Consider the following 15,142-nt stretch of genomic DNA (forward strand, 5'->3'; position numbering starts at 1 on the left):
GTCGTCTGCGATTGCTCCGATTGCTCCGAATTTTGGGGCATGACGGACGATGTCGCCGGCTTGTAGAGTGCCGGCGATGCAGCCGAGTGCGGCTGCGATTTGCGTGAAGAGGAAATGAGCGATGCAGCGCCGCTACATCACTGTCGACGTGTTCACCGATCGCCCGTTCGGCGGCAACCAACTCGCCGTGGTGCTCGATGCCGGCGGCTTGTCGACGGCGCAGATGCAGGCGATCGCGACCGAATTCAATTATTCCGAGACGACCTTCGTGCTGCCGCCGCGCGACAAGGCCCATGACGCGGAGGTGCGCATCTTCACGCCGGTGCTGGAGATCGCCTTTGCCGGCCATCCCAATGTCGGCACCGCTTTCGTGCTGGCCTCGATGGCGAAGGAGCCGAAGCCGCGCCTGCTGTTCGAGGAAAAGGCCGGGCTCGTGCCGGTCGAGATCGTGCGCGAGGAGGGTCGGGTGATCAGGACCGAGCTCACCGCGCCGCAGCCGCTGGCGCGGCATGCGCCACTGTCGGCGGCTGAAGCCGCGAGCTGCATCTCGCTCAGCGCCGAGGATATCAAGACCGACAACCACGCACCGCATGTCGTCACCGTCGGAAATGCGTTCCTGGTGATGGAGCTGCATTCGCGCGAGGCGCTGAAGCGGGCCCGGCCCGACGCTGCGGCCTACGGCAAGATATTGCCGCGCGACGGCGCCCGCTCGGTGTGGTTCTATACCCGCGACGTACCCGCATCGGAGGCGCCGTGCGAGCGGCAGGCGCGCATGTTCATGCGCGGCGCCAGCGGTCTCACCGAGGATCCCGCGACCGGCAGCGCCACCGTCGCCGCCGCAGCGCTGTTCGCCGATCTCGATCCCATGCGTGATGGCGAGCTGAAGCTCACGGTCGGCCAGGGCTATGACATGGGCCGGCCCAGCATCCTCGCAACGCGCGTGCGCAAGCAGGACGGCAAGGTCGTCTCCGCCCATGTCGGCGGCAGCTGCGTGCAGATGATGGAGGGGACGTTCCACTTGGCAGGGGAGGGATAGGCTCTACTTGGCGCGGAGGGAATTTCTGTTTGAGAGGTTGGTGTCCGTCTCGTCCTCTCCGCCGTGTACCGACCGGCAGTCGCTCGCAACTGAGGATCTTTCCGGACCGCGTCCTGCCAAACTCTTGGTGTGAATTATGAAGACTCGATCATTAGCTTGTACGTCTCGGACAGCCGTTCAACGCTAGGGAATATCTTTCGCGCGGTCTGGACAGGGCCTTCACCGAAGTCCATCCAATAAATGGGATGTTTATCTCTATCTTTGCCAATAGGTTGCATGCCAAATGCTTGACATAATTTTTCACCAGGTTTCGTCCATCCGACAGAAACGATCTCGGTCACACGAATTTTTTGGCTAGCCGCATAAAAGAACAATTTGGCAAGGAAGCCGCCCGCAAGGCGCTCTACAGGCTCCTGAAGCAGTCCTTGATTTGCTCGCCGTACTAAGGGGGCGATCGCAATCGACATCAAATAGAGCTTGACTGTCTGGTTGTTCAAAAAAGGAAGAATATCGTCGCTCGTTATGTCGGAGTCTTTGATCTCTCCCTTTTTGACTTTCTCGAAGCATTCATCCGTGAGTGGCATCGCGTTTACGTAACCACAGACCTTGTCGGAATCTCGGTCGAAGAGAAATGTATAGATGTCAGGATTGATCTCGATCCAAGTCGTGGATAAGCCGCGAGGAATTTGCGACGCCTCATAGCCCGGAAGTCCCGCAAAGCAAGTATCATCAATCTTTGCAGTCGCATTGAGAGTGTCGACAAAGCGATCGAGGTCGCCGTGCATATTTCTGCCGTGACGAATCTGAAGCGGAGATGGTTGTCTCTTCAGCACAGGTATCCATTGGCTCTCAATGTGCGCCCTTTTGAAATAATCACTATGGCCGAAATATTCGAAGCGTTCTTGTGAAACGACTGGGCTTAGGGTTTGAAAGCCGTTCGATCCGCTTGCGCCGGTGTTTTTGATGAAGTGACCGACGATGGCTGTCCACCTATCCTGGGCGCCGTATTCGTTTCGAACATAGTTGACCTGATCGCGATGAAATAAGGTCGACCAGTCAAAATCAACGGGCAGAATCGAGCCGCAAAGTATAACTTTGTCAAACTGAATATCGGGATGCTTCTGCATGGCGTATCCGACGATGTATGTGCCGAAGCTATGTAGAATGATGGATGGGCGAGCCCGGTAATCTGAGAGATCGATACCTAGGTTTTGCTCTCGCGCAATTTCGCCGTAGAAATCATAAAATTCATCGATCCTATTTTTGCGAGACGAAGTCGTGGAGAAGCGAAATATGGAAAACCATCCAAAGTCGTGAGCACGATGTTTGATCGTGTGAACGCCGAGCGTGTCCGCTAGCGACTTTTGCCAGCGTCCAGCGGTTCTAATTCCGTGGACCGAGATGACTATCGGAGGTGTATAGGACTCTGAAAGGGCCCTTCGGTGAGGGTCGGTCATTGCCGTCTCAATGGGATAACGGTATCAGATGCTCTAAATCAACTTAAGATAGCGCATTTCATTTTGTTTGGAAAGTCGCCCATTGGCTTGGGGCAGACCTAGGGGGGGTGCCGCCCCGCTAAATTCTTCACCGCCACCCCATCGCGCTCCTCGATGATCTCCGCGATCATCTGGCGGTGGCAGTGGGTGTGGTCGCGCTCGTAGCAGAGCAGGCAGACCGGGCCGGCCTTCTTCACCAGCGCCGAAAGCTCGTCCATCTGTTCTCTGGCCTCCAGCGTCTTGAGGTGCTTCGAGAAAATCCTCTCCAGCTCATCATACTGGCCGCTGCGCGCGGCGAGGCGGCCTTCCTTCGGCGTACCCAGTGCGGCGAGATGGACATAGGCGATACCCCGCTCATCGAGCCCGGCGGCGAGCTGATTCTTGGAAAAGCCCGGCCGCCGCGATGACGTCACCGCGCGCACGTCGACCACGAGCTTGACGCCGGCCTGCTCCAACTCGTCCAGCACCGCCTTGGGCGGCGTCTGCTCATAGCCGATGGTGAAGAGCTTTTTCGCCTTTGCCATGCACCATCCTCAGCTCACCCGCGCGATCAGTTCCATCGCGCCGTGCGGCGCGCGTACCTTGCCCTCGTGGATGACGTAGGCAAACACGTCGCGCGGCTCTTTCTTCGGCTTCGCCTTGTCGACCTTCGGCAAATCGTCGGGTTCACCGCCCTCGGCCCAGGCCTGCAGGCGCCCGGCCCAGGCATCGAGCTGTTTGGGCGGATAGCAGGTCTTGATCTCGTCATTGCCCTTCTGCAGCCGGGCATAGACGAAGTCGCTCGCGACATCGGCGATCGCCGGATATTTGCCGTGCTCGGCGAACACGACGGGCGTCTCGAACTGGCGGATCAGCGCGACGAAGTCTGGCGTGCAAAAGCTGTCGTGGCGGACCTCGACGACATGGCGCAGCGCGCGTCCGTCGAGTTTGCGCGGCAGCAGCTCGAGGAAGGCTCCGAAATCGGCGCCGTCGAATTTCTTGGTCGGTGCGAACTGCCACAGTACCGGCCCGAGGCGGTCGCCGAGTTCCAGCACGCCGGAATCATAGAACCGCTTGATGGAATCGCCGGCCTCGCCGAGCACGCGGCGGTTGGTGGCGAAGCGCGGTCCCTTTACCGAGAAGACGAAACCATCGGGCACTTCGCTGGCCCATTTGCGAAAGCTCTCCGGCTTCTGCGAGCCGTAATAGGTGCCGTTGATCTCGATCGAGGTCAGCTTCGAGGCGGCATAGGACAGCTCCTTCGCCTGCGTCAGCTTCTCTGGATAGAACACGCCGCGCCAGGGCTCGAAGGTCCAGCCGCCGATGCCGATGAAGATGTTGCCGGATTTTTTGGACGCGGTTTTTGCTTTGGCCACGGGAGGATCTCGCATCGACGGGGGAGGGACCTCATCCTAATCAAACCAGATGTGATTGGCCAGTTAGCCGGTCCCGTCTAAGCTTTGCGACGAGAGCCGCAAAGAAGGAGAACAAGATGCGGATGCTGATGCTGGGAGCCGCGCTCGTCATGATGACATCTGCTGCCATGACCTATCCTGTGATGGCGGATGACGACGATGCGAAGGGAGCACAGAAGCTCGCTCAGCAGGGCCGCGACGACTACTGGCATTGCCTCGCGCGGGAATATTCGCGCGACAGCAATCAGGGCATGACGGAGCAGGATTTCGGCCGCTCGGTCGCCGGCGCCTGTCCGTCGGAGCGGCAATATTACCGGGTGGCGCTGCTGGACTATCTCACCACGCAGTATCCGAACATCGACGCCGGCGCCCATCTCGCGACCGCGAACAGGGCGGTCGAGTCGGCGCAGAAGGACATCGTGACGGCCTTCGTCAAGCACCGGCCGCCGCAGAAGTAGCGCATTCGCCCATGCCGTCCGGGAGCCCTTCCGGCCCCGTGTTCATCCGTGGTATCAGTGGCCGCGTCGGGAACAGGGATGGGCTTTCATGTCGTCTGAGTCGGTAGGTGGCATTCTGGGCGCGATCGTCGCGGCGGTCGTGCTGGCGGCTGCCGTCGTCCTCGGGCCGATCGGCCAGTACGGCAAGCCGCCCAAGCCGGTAAAGGTCGAGCCGGCCCCGGCCGCAGCACCCGTGGCCCCCGCCGCGCCCGTGCCCCGCGGCCCGGTGATCAAGGAAGTCCCGAACTAGCGAGCGGGGCCAAAAAGGCCGCCCGGGCCCCTTGCAAAGCGGTTTTGCGATCCCCATCTAGCTTGTAACGGCGACGTTGAGCGAAAACTCCGGCGCTGGGACGACCTTGGAATAGCTTGGGCCTGCGCCGGATGTACGCGCGGTCCGCCGTTCCGGGGTCGTTGGCATTTTAGGGCCTTTTTTGGGCCGTTCCCCACAGAAACCCCGGCTTCGTAGCTCAAGAACTTGGCAGCGCAGGACGCGGCGGATATACGCTGCCGTCATGAATGAAGCGATCCGACCGGCCGCCGACAGCCAGACCCAAGAGGGGCCGGAACTGTCGGTCATCGTCCCGACCTTCAACGAGCGCGACAACGTCACGGTGCTGTACCGGCGGCTGGAGGCGACACTCGCCAACGTCGCCTGGGAGGTCGTGTTCGTCGACGACAATTCGCCCGACGGTACCTGGGACGTCGTGCGCGCGCTGGCGCAGCAGGACAGCCGCGTGCGCTGTGTCCGTCGCATCGGCCGCCGTGGCCTGTCGGGCGCCTGCATCGAGGGCATCCTGGCCTCGAGCGCGCCCTTTGTGGCCGTGATCGATGCCGACCTTCAGCACGATGAGACGCAGCTTCCGAAGATGCTGTTGCTGCTCGCCAGCGACCAGGCCGATCTGGTGGTCGGCAGCCGCTACATCGAGGGCTACAAGAGCGAAGGCTTCAACAAGCAGCGCGCCGGCGCCAGTGCGCTGGCGACCGAGGTCGCCAAGAAGATGCTGCGGGTCGAGATCGCCGATCCCATGAGCGGCTTCTTCATGGTGCGCCGCGACCGTTTCGAGGACCTTGCGCCCAAACTGTCGGTGCACGGCTTCAAGATCCTGCTCGACCTCGTCGCGACCGCGCATGGCTCATTGCGCGCGGTCGAGATTCCCTACACATTCGGCGCCCGCCAACACGGCGAAAGCAAGCTCGATTCCATGGTCGCACTTGATTTCCTCGGTCTGGTCCTGGCCAAGCTCAGCAACGACATCGTCTCGCTGCGCTTCATCCTGTTCGCGATGGTCGGCGGCATCGGCCTCGTGGTGCATCTCACCACGCTGTTCATCGGGCTGCAGCTGTTCAAGGTGCCGTTCGCGGAAGCGCAGGCCGCCGGCGCCATCGTCGCCATGACCAGCAATTTCATCCTCAACAACTTCCTCACTTACCGCGACCAGCGGCTGAAGGGTTTTGCGCTGCTGCGCGGCTTGATCGCGTTCTACATCGTCTGCAGCGTCGGTCTGCTCGCCAATGTCGGCGTCGCCTTCTCGGTCTACGACCAGGAACCGATTTGGTGGCTGGCGGGCATGGCCGGTGCGCTGATGGGCGTGGTGTGGAACTACGCGATGTCCGGACTGTTCGTCTGGCGCAAGAAATAGCTCGAGATGGGCGGGGCTGACGCGCGGATCGTCCGCAACACCGCGCTGGTGATTGTTGCGCTGGTCGTGTTGCGGCTGGTCGCGGCCGCGTTCACGCCGATCACCTTCGACGAAGCCTATTACTGGATGTGGTCGAAGAACCTCGCGGGTGGCTATTACGACCACCCGCCGATGGTCGCCTACGTCATCCGCGCCGGCACCATGATCGCCGGCGACACCGAGCTCGGCGTCCGCCTCGTCTCGATCCTGCTTGCACTGCCGATGAGCTATGCGATCTATCGCTCCGCGGCGATCCTGTTCGGCGGGGCGCGCGTCGCCGCGACCAGCGCGATCCTGCTCAACGTCACCATGATGGCCTCCGTCGGCACGCTGATCGTGACGCCGGATGCGCCGTTGCTGGTGGCGTCCAGCTTCGTGATGTTCTTCCTGGCCAAGGTGCTGGAGACCGGCCGCGGCGTGTGGTGGCTGGCGGTCGGCGCCGCCGTTGGCGCTGCGCTGCTGTCAAAGTACACCGCGATGTTCTTTGGCGCCGCGATCCTGATCTGGCTCGTGTTCGTGCCGAAACTGCGACGCTGGTTTCTCTCGCCCTGGCCCTATCTCGGCGGCCTCCTGGCGCTGGCATTGTTCTCGCCGGTGATCCTCTGGAATGCGGATCATCAATGGGTCTCGTTCGTCAAGCAGCTCGGCCGCGCAAAAATCGAGGACTTCCGGCCCGTCTTCATCGCCGAGCTGATCCCGACCCAGATCGCGTTCGCGACCCCGCTGGTCTTCATCCTCGGCGCGATGGGCCTGCATGCGCTGACCTGGCGCCGGGCCGGCGCGCAGGCCTCGCGTGTGCTGATCGAGGCGCTGTTCTGGACCATCGTCGCCTATTTCGTCTGGCATTCGCTGCACGCCCGCGTCGAGGCCAACTGGTTCGCGCCGGTCTATCCGCCCTTCGTCGTCGCTGCGGCCGCCGCCGCCAACCTCGTGCAGTGGAAGCCGCGTGCACGGCGCCTGGTGGAGTTTTGCCTGCGCTGGGCTGCGCCCACCGGCATCGTGATGTTCGCTGCCCTCATCCTGCAGGCCAATACGGGCCTTTTGTCCGGCTATCGCCGCGATGCCACGGTGCGCAGCGTCGGCGTCGGCTGGCGCGAGCTCGCCGCGGAAATCGAAGCCGTGCGTGTGCGCAATGCCGCGACCTGCGTGCTTGCGCCGGATTACGGCACAACGGGCTGGCTCGCCTTCTACCTGCCGCGCGGCACCTGCGTGGCGCAGCAGAACCAGCGCATTCGCTGGGTCAATATGCCCGAGCCGGATCCGAAGCTGCTCGCGGGCAAGCTGATCTATGTCGACGAGTTGCGTCCCGACGGCCATCTATTGCTGAACGACCTCTTTGCGCAGGTGACGCGCGTCGCCGAGTTGCAGCGCAAGCGCGGTCCGCTCGTGGTCGAGACTTACGGCATCGATCTGCTGGAAGGTGCCAAGGGCGACGTGCTGGACCGCTCGCCGCCGCCCGAACTGCTGCCTTGAGCGGGCGGCACCTCACGATGAGTATTGAAATGCTCCGACATGGCAATTCAATACTCATCGGGGCGCCAAGGTTTCTAAGGCGATTTTCTTGCGCCTAAGACCTGCTCACGTTGTGGCTAGGGCTGATTGGTGCACTTGCCGGATGGCGGCGACGATGCGATCGCATTCTTCATCGGTCATATCGTTATAAAGCGGCAGCGCAATCACGTTGTAGGCAGTTCGCTCCGTGACGTCTAGTTTCACGTCCTTCTGTGTCTTGTATGCCGTCATGTGATGGCACGGCCCGGCCGATGCCCTGTGAGTCGGCCGCGCTCTGGGCCTCGAGAGCGAAGCGTCAAAAAGGTCAAAGCCTAGGCGACGCTCAGTTCATTAGGGCCAAATAGTGCATTCACTCTTGGCAAGAGTTGAGCCGCCTCTTGCGAAAGCATTAGTTGGAGCGGCGCGACGCAGCGCACGAAATCCTCAAAAAGTCACAGATTAATTCACCTTCCGGCTGGAACCACAGCGGGCTTATCGATGGTTAAAAAAATCCGCCACAAGTCCTGCCACATGCACTGCATCATCTGCGCTCAGATATGGCGACATCGGCAAGCTCAGAATCTGCGACTGCAGTCGATCTGTTGTGGGAAGATCAGGCCAAGCCTGATGAGCATACGCGCCCTGGCGGTGGCAAGGTACAGGATAGTGAATCTGTGTACCGACCCCTCGCGACGTCAGGAAGTCGCGCAGCGCGTCGCGCTCGGGAGTCCGCACAACAAAAAGATGCCACACGGATTCCATCTCGTCAGACAACCGAATCAGTTCGACCGGGGTAGCGGCAAGCGCTTCCCGATAGATATTCGCGAGGGCGGCTCGCCGCGCATTTTCCGCATCGAGATGCGCCAACTTCACGCGCAGGACAGCCGCCTGTATCTCATCTAACCGCGAGTTTACGCCCAAGATATCGTGCTGGTATTTGATTGATGATCCATAGTTGCGCAGCTTGCGTAGCCTGTCGGCCAGTTCATCGTCGCTCGTCGTGATCGCGCCGCCGTCTCCCAGCGCCCCGAGGTTCTTGCCTGGATAGAAGCTGAAGCCTGCTGCGTCGCCGAGGCCTCCTGCCCTGCGTCCCCGATAACGGGCGCCATGTGCCTGTGCAGCGTCCTCGACTACGCGAAGATGATGCCGCCGCGCGATTTCTCGGACCGCATCCATATCTGCCGGACAGCCATAGAGGTGAACGGGCATAATAGCGCGCGTTCGCGGCGTGATGACTTCCTCGATCCGCTTCGGGTCGATGTTCCAGGTAGAGCCATCAGGTTCGATCGGTACAATCCGGGCACCGACGAGACTTACCGCGAGCCACGTAGCGATGAAAGTATTGGCTGGCACAATTACTTCATGGCCCTCGCCGATGTCATAGCCGCGCAAGATCAGGTGCAGCGCATCCAGACCGTTGGCCACGCCGATACAATGCTTGACCCCGCAATAGGACGCGAACTCCCGTTCAAACGCAGCGGCTTCCTCGCCCAGCAGATAATATCCCGAACCCAGCACACGGTCGATTGCGTCGCGAATTGCCGGCTCATATCGAGCGTTTACCCGGCCAAGGTTGAGAAAATCTATCAGCATTTTTCCCGGTCAGTTCTGACTCACAAATTTTAGGCAACCACAGACGAATTGCGACGGGCGAGCGCGATAAATTCGTCGTAGTCGCGAATGTAGTCGTCGACGTCATAGTGCGCTGAGGCCAGCACCATGCAGACGCTGCCCGATGAGAAGTTGTCGAGCGCGCGCCATGTCATGGGGCAGATATACAGCCCAAAGTACGACCGGTTCAGATGGAATCGCCGCTGCCGGTCGCCGTCGTTAAGGACGATATCGAAACTACCAGACATCGCCACCACGAACTGATGAAGATTCTTGTGCGCGTGCGAGCCTCGGTCCGAGCCGCCTGGAACGTCATACAGATAGTAGACGCGTTTGATGTCGAATGGGACATGATTCCCCGCTTCGACAAATGTCAAATTGCCACGGGGATCGGCGATCTTCGGCAATTCGAACATGCGGCAATCATTAAGCGGCATTTCCACCCTCTTTTAGATTCATCTCGTAGTGTTCATATACTATCCCGCCAGCGCCAAACTCGTTTTTGAACTGCGCAAGGCCTTCATTCAGGATCCGCCCATGCTCTTCCGTGCTGATGCCAAAATCGAAGTAGCGCTTGCCTGAGCGTACGCTGTGCTCGATGGCTCCGTCGAACAAGAGGTCGAGCGCATTTACCGCATAACCGGCTTCGCTCGATGCAATGTACTGCGCGTGCGCGACTGTCTGGCCAAGGAAAAGCACGATGCCAGCTTCAACGCTACCGTCCACCTGCGCAGTCATTACCTCGATGTGCTCGGGAAAGCGAGCTGCGAGTAACGACATTTCGCCCAGCGTGTGAACCGGAGCCGCATCATGATTCCGCTCGAGGTTATCGGCAAGCACCGGCCATAACGCCGCAAGGTGGTCTGTTCCTTGCGTGAGTTGCACGCATGCTCGCAACGCTTTCTTTCTTCCGCGTTTTCGGCGTTCGCTGACTGGCAGGCGATACTGCAGGTCAATGCAACTGGAAAGGTCTGAACGATAACGGGCAGCTCCCGCACGAAAGAGCGCGTAAAGATCCTCTTGGGCGGGGGATAGCTGATAGATGTACGGAACAGCTTTGTACTGCAGGCGTTCATAGCCAGCGGACGCCCATAGTGCCAATGCCGAATTCAATGCCTGCAGCATTCGACCTCCCCGCAATCGCCCATGATGCACCATGCCGCCATAGGTTGCACCGGGGTGGGAGACGACGGTGGATGGATCGCCAGGATGCTCGGCGGCAGGAATGACGCCCAGCCATTCGTCGTGCCGCTCGACCACGACAGATCGGTCAACGAAGCGATTGCCGTGATATGACAGGAAAGCGCGCGAATGCAGAAACGTGGCGCCATGTGCGCCGTGACAGAAACTGTCCCAGCGAATTGCATCCCCGGCGTCAAAAAAGCGCGCCCGCATCATGGCTGGAGAAGCTCCGCGATGCCAAAACCCGTAACGCCGAAATCATCGCCGTTGTACAGCAGCCACGTCCGACCGCCGGCGTCGACGTCAACGCCATACGAAATGGCTTCTCCGTCCCATGAGCCGGCGGTGACGTCCAGCCCCATTTCGCCGTCAAGCCGCTGCCAAGTCTGGCCGTCGCGAGATTTTGCGTATCCGAGCCGATAGCGCGCAGGATTGCGCCTGCGTATGGAGTAAAACATCCGATATTCGTCGCGGCGCCTTCTGACAACCGGTCGTCCGAAGCCATGCTCGTTCTCCGATTCCAGCGGCATCACGATATGCCCCTTAGCCGGCCAATGCACCCCGTCGTCGGATTCTGCGTAGCGAATGTCATAAATGGGCATCGGTTTGCCGTCGATTGTCTCCCATTCATTTCCCGCGACGTACCACATGCGAAAGCGTTGACCGTCCTGTTCGACCCAGGGACCACAGCGAAAGAATTGCTCATCCGAACTGCGTTCCAGCACAGGCGTGGCCTGAGCGCGCCGAAACGTGTTGCCGTTGTCTGTGCTGATGGCCAGCCCCGTCAGAAGACGATAGCGGATTCGATGGCAAAGCTCAAAGCCGACATAGTACATGTAGAGGCTACCGTCGGCGACGCGAACCACCGAAGTTGGAAACACACCGTTGTCATCGAACGCGCCGGGCAGGCCGATGTCGAACACGGGCGCCTGGCTTTCTCGAATCACCTTGCGCGGGTCGACTGGATCGAGATCGACGAAACCGATGCGCCCGACGTTTTTCTCGTCGCGACATTGCACGTAAACCCGCAGCGTTTCATTGTCGAGCCAGATAGGTGTTGGGCATGTAGCGTGACTGCGCGCCCACCATTGGATGCCCGACGGCTTCCACACCACGCCATGTTTCAACCACTTCATTGCACTTTAAAAAAGCGTGTCGCTGACACTTTGGCGGGTTCGAACTGCTCAGCCTTGAACAGGTTTCCGGGTTCGGTATCCCTCATCAAGGTTACACCGGGGCCGACCCAGTTGTCCCTGGCAACCGTCACATTGTTCGCAATGGACGCATTGACGCCTAGGAAAGAATTTTCCCCGATGTCGCAATAACCCGAGATGACAACTTGGGACGAAACAAAGATGTTATCTCTCAGCTTACTATGATGTCCTACATGATTCCCGCTCCACAACACAACATTGTTGCCGAGTTCGACAAATGGCTGAACCGTGTTGTCTTCGAAGATGAACACATGCTCGCCAATACGTACATTGCGCCACACAAACGCACGGGGGCTGACGTAGGAGGCCAGCCGATACCCCTTCGTTTTCGCTTCGCGGACGAAACGCTCCCGCAAGCGGTTCAGACCGGTGTAGGTGACAGCGGCAAAAACGTCATGCTCCTGCGGGGCATAGAGCGCAGGAAGCCGTTCGAACGCCACGACCGGCAACCCGTGCAATTCGTTTTGCTTCAGGTATGCCTCTTCCACCGCAAACGCTACCACCTGATAGTCCGTATCGACATCGAAATACTCGCGTGCGATTTCGGCAAACGCCGAATCGCCGACAATGATAAGCTTTTTCTTCTTCATACTTGCTGACATGCATGCGTCCCGATTTGTCGAGCGATGTTTGGGTTCCGCTACCAGAGACTGCACCGCAGTCTCATATTCGTTAGAGTCGCCAACAACGAATCGTGGCTACGCATGCGAGTGTGAGCAAAGCGAGATGAATATCAAGACGACGTTCGATGCGGATGGGTAGCTTGCCCGATCCTCCAAGCCATGCGGGCGCGCGTTCCACAACCCAAAGCTGCTCAGTCAATCATTTTTCTCGATGCTACGGCGCGCAATGCGTGGGCTGATGCCTCGCGTGCGCAGATGGTGACAACAGCGCGCAAAGCCGTAACCCTTGTCGGCATGGAGTTTGTCGGGATGCCTTTCCTTCACTACGGCTTGATGATGAGGATATCTTCACGGCGATTTGCCATCGGAAGCGCAGAACCCTGAGGCAGCCAGTAGGCATCGCACCCTTCTGCACGAGCGCGCATAATGACCCCCACGATGACAGCGTCGTCGACCTTGTTGGTTTCCACCGCGCGGAAATCAACGTGGGGCACTTCGGTCGTTTGCATGAAATTCTGGTGGAACCTCACGCCCGCTTCGCTTGCGAAAAATCGCTTGCGCTTTGACACATTGGGGATGTCCCCAATCAACATTTGGCCGCCTGGTGCAAGCAACTGGATGGACAGATCCAGGAATTTCCAGAAATTGGCCTCCACGAATATGTAGTGGAAGACGCTGTAGCAAAGAATGGCATCGAAACGGCCAAGCCATGGTTGCAATCCATCGCCGCAATCCGGGTAGAAACCCGGCAGCTTGATCACTCCGGAGACATCAGGCAGATGCGACAGCATTTCAGATGAATCGACCAATACGAGTTCATGCTCTCGCTCCTGGCACAGATCGATCATTCGGCGTGGCAGGCCCGCGCACCCAGGGCCGATATCAAGCACTGTCTGGGAGGGGCGCAAAAGGTTGGTCAATTTCGATGCGATATCAGCGAAGATCGCTGTTTCATGGATGTCCCGGTACTCGTCCGGAAAGCCGATTTTCTCGTGTGGACTCAGGCTTTCATCGGTTGCCATCCGGCGAAAGTCCTCATAGCCAATATCATCGAAAGAAACAGCCATGTCCCACCCTGATCCAATCCGAGCCTTTGTCACTACGCTTTTCGTGACGCAACGTCGGCATTTGCGACAAAACATATGAGAGAACTATACTCTGCCGCGAGCGACGGCGGCCGGCAAATTAATGCCCGACCCTGGCTCAATTTAGCGATTTGCCCCAAAGCCCGTCAGGCTGCACCGGCATAACTGTCGGGGGCAAACTCGCGACGCTTATCCACAAGGCTGGCCTACCGAACTGCCTGCTGCAAGCATCCTGTCGAGCAAATCACGCAATCGCAGCACTAGCCCTGATCGTCGCGCTTACACCTTCCAGATATTTGAAGAAATTGAAAAACGAAAATTGCTGCTGATAACGCTGCGCAAAATCACGGCACCGCGTGCGGTGCGCTTCGGGCGACTGCATCACCCGTTCCGCCTTAGCACGTAGCGCGCCATCCGCGCCGTCGAAGAACAAGTCACCGCAATCGCCGCCGAGGAACGTCTCGTATGGCCAATCTGATCCGATCAAAAAACCTGCCCGGTTGCCCATCGCGCGCAGAGTGCGGTCGTGCAACGCATCGTGAATCGGCGCCACGTCGAGGATTCCGTATTGCGACGCGTACTGGAATGCGTTGTCCGACATGGCGTCAAATGGGAGGAACTCATGATGTGGATTGTTCCTGAGCCGAAAACGCTCCCATCCCCATCCGTATATCTTGAGCGGCACGTCTTGAAGCTCGTTAATGACATGCTCGGCAATCGTGTTGCGGTGAACCTTGTCGAGCAGCATGTGGACGTGAAACCGCACTGACAGCTCCGGCGGATTACCCAACTCCCCACAGAGCGCTGTCATCACCTCAGCATTTAGCATGGCATCGATGATGTCGTGGTGATTCGTTCGATTGCCGTTCCTGAATTCGCCGATGATTGCGTCGGCGGCGGCGAGCAGGAAGCCAGCGAGCCGACGCTGCGGTGCTTTGCGCCACTCATCCAACGTCACGTCGAGATCATTTATGTTCTTTGGAAAGACAAAAAAATCACCCTCGAAACGGCTCTTGACCCCGTCAGGGAACCAATTAGGTGTCGGGAAAAATGTAGCAACGCTCGTACGCGGAATGTATGTGTTCGCAAACATGGCGAACGATGGCGTGGCGTAGATATGCCTCGCCCACCGAGACGCGGCCTTGTGGTTCAAAATCATCTGGCAGGGGTGGTCGCCGTGATAGCAGAGTAATGGGACTTTCAGATGGTCCCAGATTGTGACGGGATTTGTCTCCGTGGCACCCAGCTGCGAACCTAAACCCTGCCACGTAAAGACAAAATCGATGCCCTTATTGTGTAGTTCGGACAATTCGTGCAAAGCTTGGTTGTCGAGATTGACGATTTGCGTAGGACGCCCCATCCGCTCGAACGCCTGCTTCATGCATGTGTTGAAGTAGGTAAAGGTGTCGTACTCTCCACCTTTCCAGTTGAGTAGGACGATGCTCATTTTGTGAGTTGATAAGGTTGATGTTGACTTGGTGATGATAGTTTGCGGCGATTCATGACAACAGAAGCCTTCAGAACGACTAGGCCCAGATGCGACGCGATTTCGAATCGCGTTTTACTTTTTCAGAGACGGACCCAATCGGCAACCAGTATTCACCACACGTTATCCAAGGCGCGCCACTTCTGAACAGATCTACGAAGCGGTCGCGGGGTATTCATCGCAATCATGGCGAGGCACGCCATCCATGGAACAAGAACCCAAAGAAGCGCATCAGATCGTCGGAAGCCCGCTTCGGCCAGCGCGAGAAACGGCCCGGATACGGCATCGTCTCGCGCGGTAGATGAGCGTAGGAGATGGAGCCGAGACAAACGGCCAGAAACGCCTCGA

At 59.0% G+C, this 15,142-nt stretch carries 16 protein-coding genes and 1 pseudogene; 5 read left to right on the forward strand and 12 right to left on the reverse strand.

The annotated features are described in order from the left end of the window. Positions 1-121 precede the first annotated feature (121 nt). Complete coding sequence (locus VGR99_RS35945; RefSeq protein WP_326904688.1) at positions 122-1,036, forward strand: PhzF family phenazine biosynthesis protein; 915 nt, start codon at positions 122-124, stop codon at positions 1,034-1,036. A 134-nt stretch (positions 1,037-1,170) separates the two neighbouring features. On the opposite strand, the gene VGR99_RS35950 is transcribed toward VGR99_RS35945, so the two are convergent. The 3 genes from VGR99_RS35950 to VGR99_RS35960 all read right to left on the reverse strand — a co-directional run bounded on the left by VGR99_RS35950 (position 1,171) and on the right by VGR99_RS35960 (position 3,902). Next, on the reverse strand, positions 1,171-2,493 hold the full coding sequence (locus VGR99_RS35950) for a hypothetical protein (protein WP_326904689.1): 1,323 nt from the start codon (positions 2,491-2,493) through the stop codon (positions 1,171-1,173). Positions 2,494-2,591: 98 nt separating this feature from the next. Further along, on the reverse strand, positions 2,592-3,056 hold the full coding sequence (locus VGR99_RS35955; RefSeq protein WP_326904690.1) for a DUF488 domain-containing protein: 465 nt from the start codon (positions 3,054-3,056) through the stop codon (positions 2,592-2,594). A 9-nt stretch (positions 3,057-3,065) separates the two neighbouring features. Further along, complete coding sequence (locus VGR99_RS35960; protein ID WP_326904691.1) at positions 3,066-3,902, reverse strand: DUF72 domain-containing protein; 837 nt, start codon at positions 3,900-3,902, stop codon at positions 3,066-3,068. A 101-nt stretch (positions 3,903-4,003) separates the two neighbouring features. Here VGR99_RS35960 and VGR99_RS35965 point away from each other — a divergent pair, with 101 nt between their 5' ends. The 4 genes from VGR99_RS35965 to VGR99_RS35980 all read left to right on the forward strand — a co-directional run bounded on the left by VGR99_RS35965 (position 4,004) and on the right by VGR99_RS35980 (position 7,575). Then, complete coding sequence (locus tag VGR99_RS35965; protein ID WP_326904692.1) at positions 4,004-4,384, forward strand: hypothetical protein; 381 nt, start codon at positions 4,004-4,006, stop codon at positions 4,382-4,384. Between the two features lie 88 nt (positions 4,385-4,472). Beyond that, the gene (locus VGR99_RS35970) at positions 4,473-4,673 is read left to right on the forward strand and encodes a hypothetical protein (protein WP_326904693.1); all 201 of its coding nucleotides are present in this window, start codon (positions 4,473-4,475) and stop codon (positions 4,671-4,673) included. 262 nt (positions 4,674-4,935) lie between these two features. Continuing rightward, the gene (locus VGR99_RS35975; RefSeq protein ID WP_326904694.1) at positions 4,936-6,063 is read left to right on the forward strand and encodes a glycosyltransferase family 2 protein; all 1,128 of its coding nucleotides are present in this window, start codon (positions 4,936-4,938) and stop codon (positions 6,061-6,063) included. A 6-nt stretch (positions 6,064-6,069) separates the two neighbouring features. After that, complete coding sequence (locus VGR99_RS35980) at positions 6,070-7,575, forward strand: glycosyltransferase family 39 protein (RefSeq protein WP_326904695.1); 1,506 nt, start codon at positions 6,070-6,072, stop codon at positions 7,573-7,575. Positions 7,576-7,680: 105 nt separating this feature from the next. On the opposite strand, the gene VGR99_RS35985 is transcribed toward VGR99_RS35980, so the two are convergent. The 9 genes and pseudogenes from VGR99_RS35985 to VGR99_RS36025 form a co-directional block, all read right to left on the reverse strand. Beyond that, complete coding sequence (locus tag VGR99_RS35985) at positions 7,681-7,845, reverse strand: DegT/DnrJ/EryC1/StrS family aminotransferase (protein WP_326904696.1); 165 nt, start codon at positions 7,843-7,845, stop codon at positions 7,681-7,683. Positions 7,846-8,085: 240 nt separating this feature from the next. Beyond that, a complete protein-coding gene (locus VGR99_RS35990) occupies positions 8,086-9,186 on the reverse strand; it encodes a DegT/DnrJ/EryC1/StrS family aminotransferase (RefSeq protein ID WP_326904697.1) in 1,101 nt (366 codons plus the stop codon). 29 nt (positions 9,187-9,215) lie between these two features. Further along, positions 9,216-9,620: an FdtA/QdtA family cupin domain-containing protein gene (locus VGR99_RS35995; protein ID WP_326904698.1), complete on the reverse strand. Its 405-nt coding sequence runs from the start codon at positions 9,618-9,620 to the stop codon at positions 9,216-9,218. 10 nt (positions 9,621-9,630) lie between these two features. Continuing rightward, on the reverse strand, positions 9,631-10,602 hold the full coding sequence (locus tag VGR99_RS36000) for a GNAT family N-acetyltransferase (protein ID WP_326904699.1): 972 nt from the start codon (positions 10,600-10,602) through the stop codon (positions 9,631-9,633). Then, complete coding sequence (locus VGR99_RS36005; RefSeq protein WP_326904700.1) at positions 10,599-11,522, reverse strand: glucosyl hydrolase; 924 nt, start codon at positions 11,520-11,522, stop codon at positions 10,599-10,601. The genes VGR99_RS36000 and VGR99_RS36005 overlap by 4 nt, the downstream gene beginning before the upstream one ends. Then, positions 11,519-12,202 carry an acetyltransferase gene (locus tag VGR99_RS36010; RefSeq protein WP_326904701.1) on the reverse strand — a complete coding sequence of 228 codons (684 nt, stop codon included), beginning with the start codon at positions 12,200-12,202 and terminating at the stop codon, positions 11,519-11,521. Before VGR99_RS36010 ends, VGR99_RS36005 begins: the two co-directional genes overlap by 4 nt. 70 nt (positions 12,203-12,272) lie before the next feature. Next, a pseudogene (locus VGR99_RS36015) lies at positions 12,273-12,532 on the reverse strand (IS5/IS1182 family transposase); the annotation flags it as partial. Between the two features lie 14 nt (positions 12,533-12,546). After that, entirely contained in the window at positions 12,547-13,290 is a 744-nt protein-coding gene (locus VGR99_RS36020; protein WP_326904702.1) for a class I SAM-dependent methyltransferase, read from the reverse strand. Positions 13,291-13,552: 262 nt separating this feature from the next. Continuing rightward, positions 13,553-14,755: a hypothetical protein gene (locus VGR99_RS36025; RefSeq protein ID WP_326904703.1), complete on the reverse strand. Its 1,203-nt coding sequence runs from the start codon at positions 14,753-14,755 to the stop codon at positions 13,553-13,555. Between the last annotated feature and the right edge of the window lie 387 nt (positions 14,756-15,142).

Source organism: Bradyrhizobium sp. (assembly GCF_035935975.1).
Classification (GTDB): Bacteria; Pseudomonadota; Alphaproteobacteria; order Rhizobiales; family Xanthobacteraceae; genus Bradyrhizobium.

Excerpts from the sequence above, each read along its gene's own strand:
- VGR99_RS36005 (WP_326904700.1), bottom strand. The coding sequence starts at position 11,522 with ATGAAGTGGTTGAAACATGGCGTGGTGTGGAAGCCGTCGGGCATCCAA.
- VGR99_RS35955 (WP_326904690.1), bottom strand. The coding sequence starts at position 3,056 with ATGGCAAAGGCGAAAAAGCTCTTCACCATCGGCTATGAGCAGACGCCG.
- VGR99_RS36000 (WP_326904699.1), bottom strand. The coding sequence starts at position 10,602 with ATGATGCGGGCGCGCTTTTTTGACGCCGGGGATGCAATTCGCTGGGAC.
- VGR99_RS35970 (WP_326904693.1), top strand. The coding sequence starts at position 4,473 with ATGTCGTCTGAGTCGGTAGGTGGCATTCTGGGCGCGATCGTCGCGGCG.
- VGR99_RS36010 (WP_326904701.1), bottom strand. The coding sequence starts at position 12,202 with ATGTCAGCAAGTATGAAGAAGAAAAAGCTTATCATTGTCGGCGATTCG.
- VGR99_RS35945 (WP_326904688.1), top strand. The coding sequence starts at position 122 with ATGCAGCGCCGCTACATCACTGTCGACGTGTTCACCGATCGCCCGTTC.
- VGR99_RS35980 (WP_326904695.1), top strand. The coding sequence starts at position 6,070 with ATGGGCGGGGCTGACGCGCGGATCGTCCGCAACACCGCGCTGGTGATT.
- VGR99_RS35950 (WP_326904689.1), bottom strand. The coding sequence starts at position 2,493 with ATGACCGACCCTCACCGAAGGGCCCTTTCAGAGTCCTATACACCTCCG.
- VGR99_RS35975 (WP_326904694.1), top strand. The coding sequence starts at position 4,936 with ATGAATGAAGCGATCCGACCGGCCGCCGACAGCCAGACCCAAGAGGGG.
- VGR99_RS35985 (WP_326904696.1), bottom strand. The coding sequence starts at position 7,845 with ATGACGGCATACAAGACACAGAAGGACGTGAAACTAGACGTCACGGAG.
- VGR99_RS35990 (WP_326904697.1), bottom strand. The coding sequence starts at position 9,186 with ATGCTGATAGATTTTCTCAACCTTGGCCGGGTAAACGCTCGATATGAG.
- VGR99_RS35960 (WP_326904691.1), bottom strand. The coding sequence starts at position 3,902 with ATGCGAGATCCTCCCGTGGCCAAAGCAAAAACCGCGTCCAAAAAATCC.
- VGR99_RS36020 (WP_326904702.1), bottom strand. The coding sequence starts at position 13,290 with ATGGCTGTTTCTTTCGATGATATTGGCTATGAGGACTTTCGCCGGATG.
- VGR99_RS35995 (WP_326904698.1), bottom strand. The coding sequence starts at position 9,620 with ATGTTCGAATTGCCGAAGATCGCCGATCCCCGTGGCAATTTGACATTT.
- VGR99_RS35965 (WP_326904692.1), top strand. The coding sequence starts at position 4,004 with ATGCGGATGCTGATGCTGGGAGCCGCGCTCGTCATGATGACATCTGCT.
- VGR99_RS36025 (WP_326904703.1), bottom strand. The coding sequence starts at position 14,755 with ATGAGCATCGTCCTACTCAACTGGAAAGGTGGAGAGTACGACACCTTT.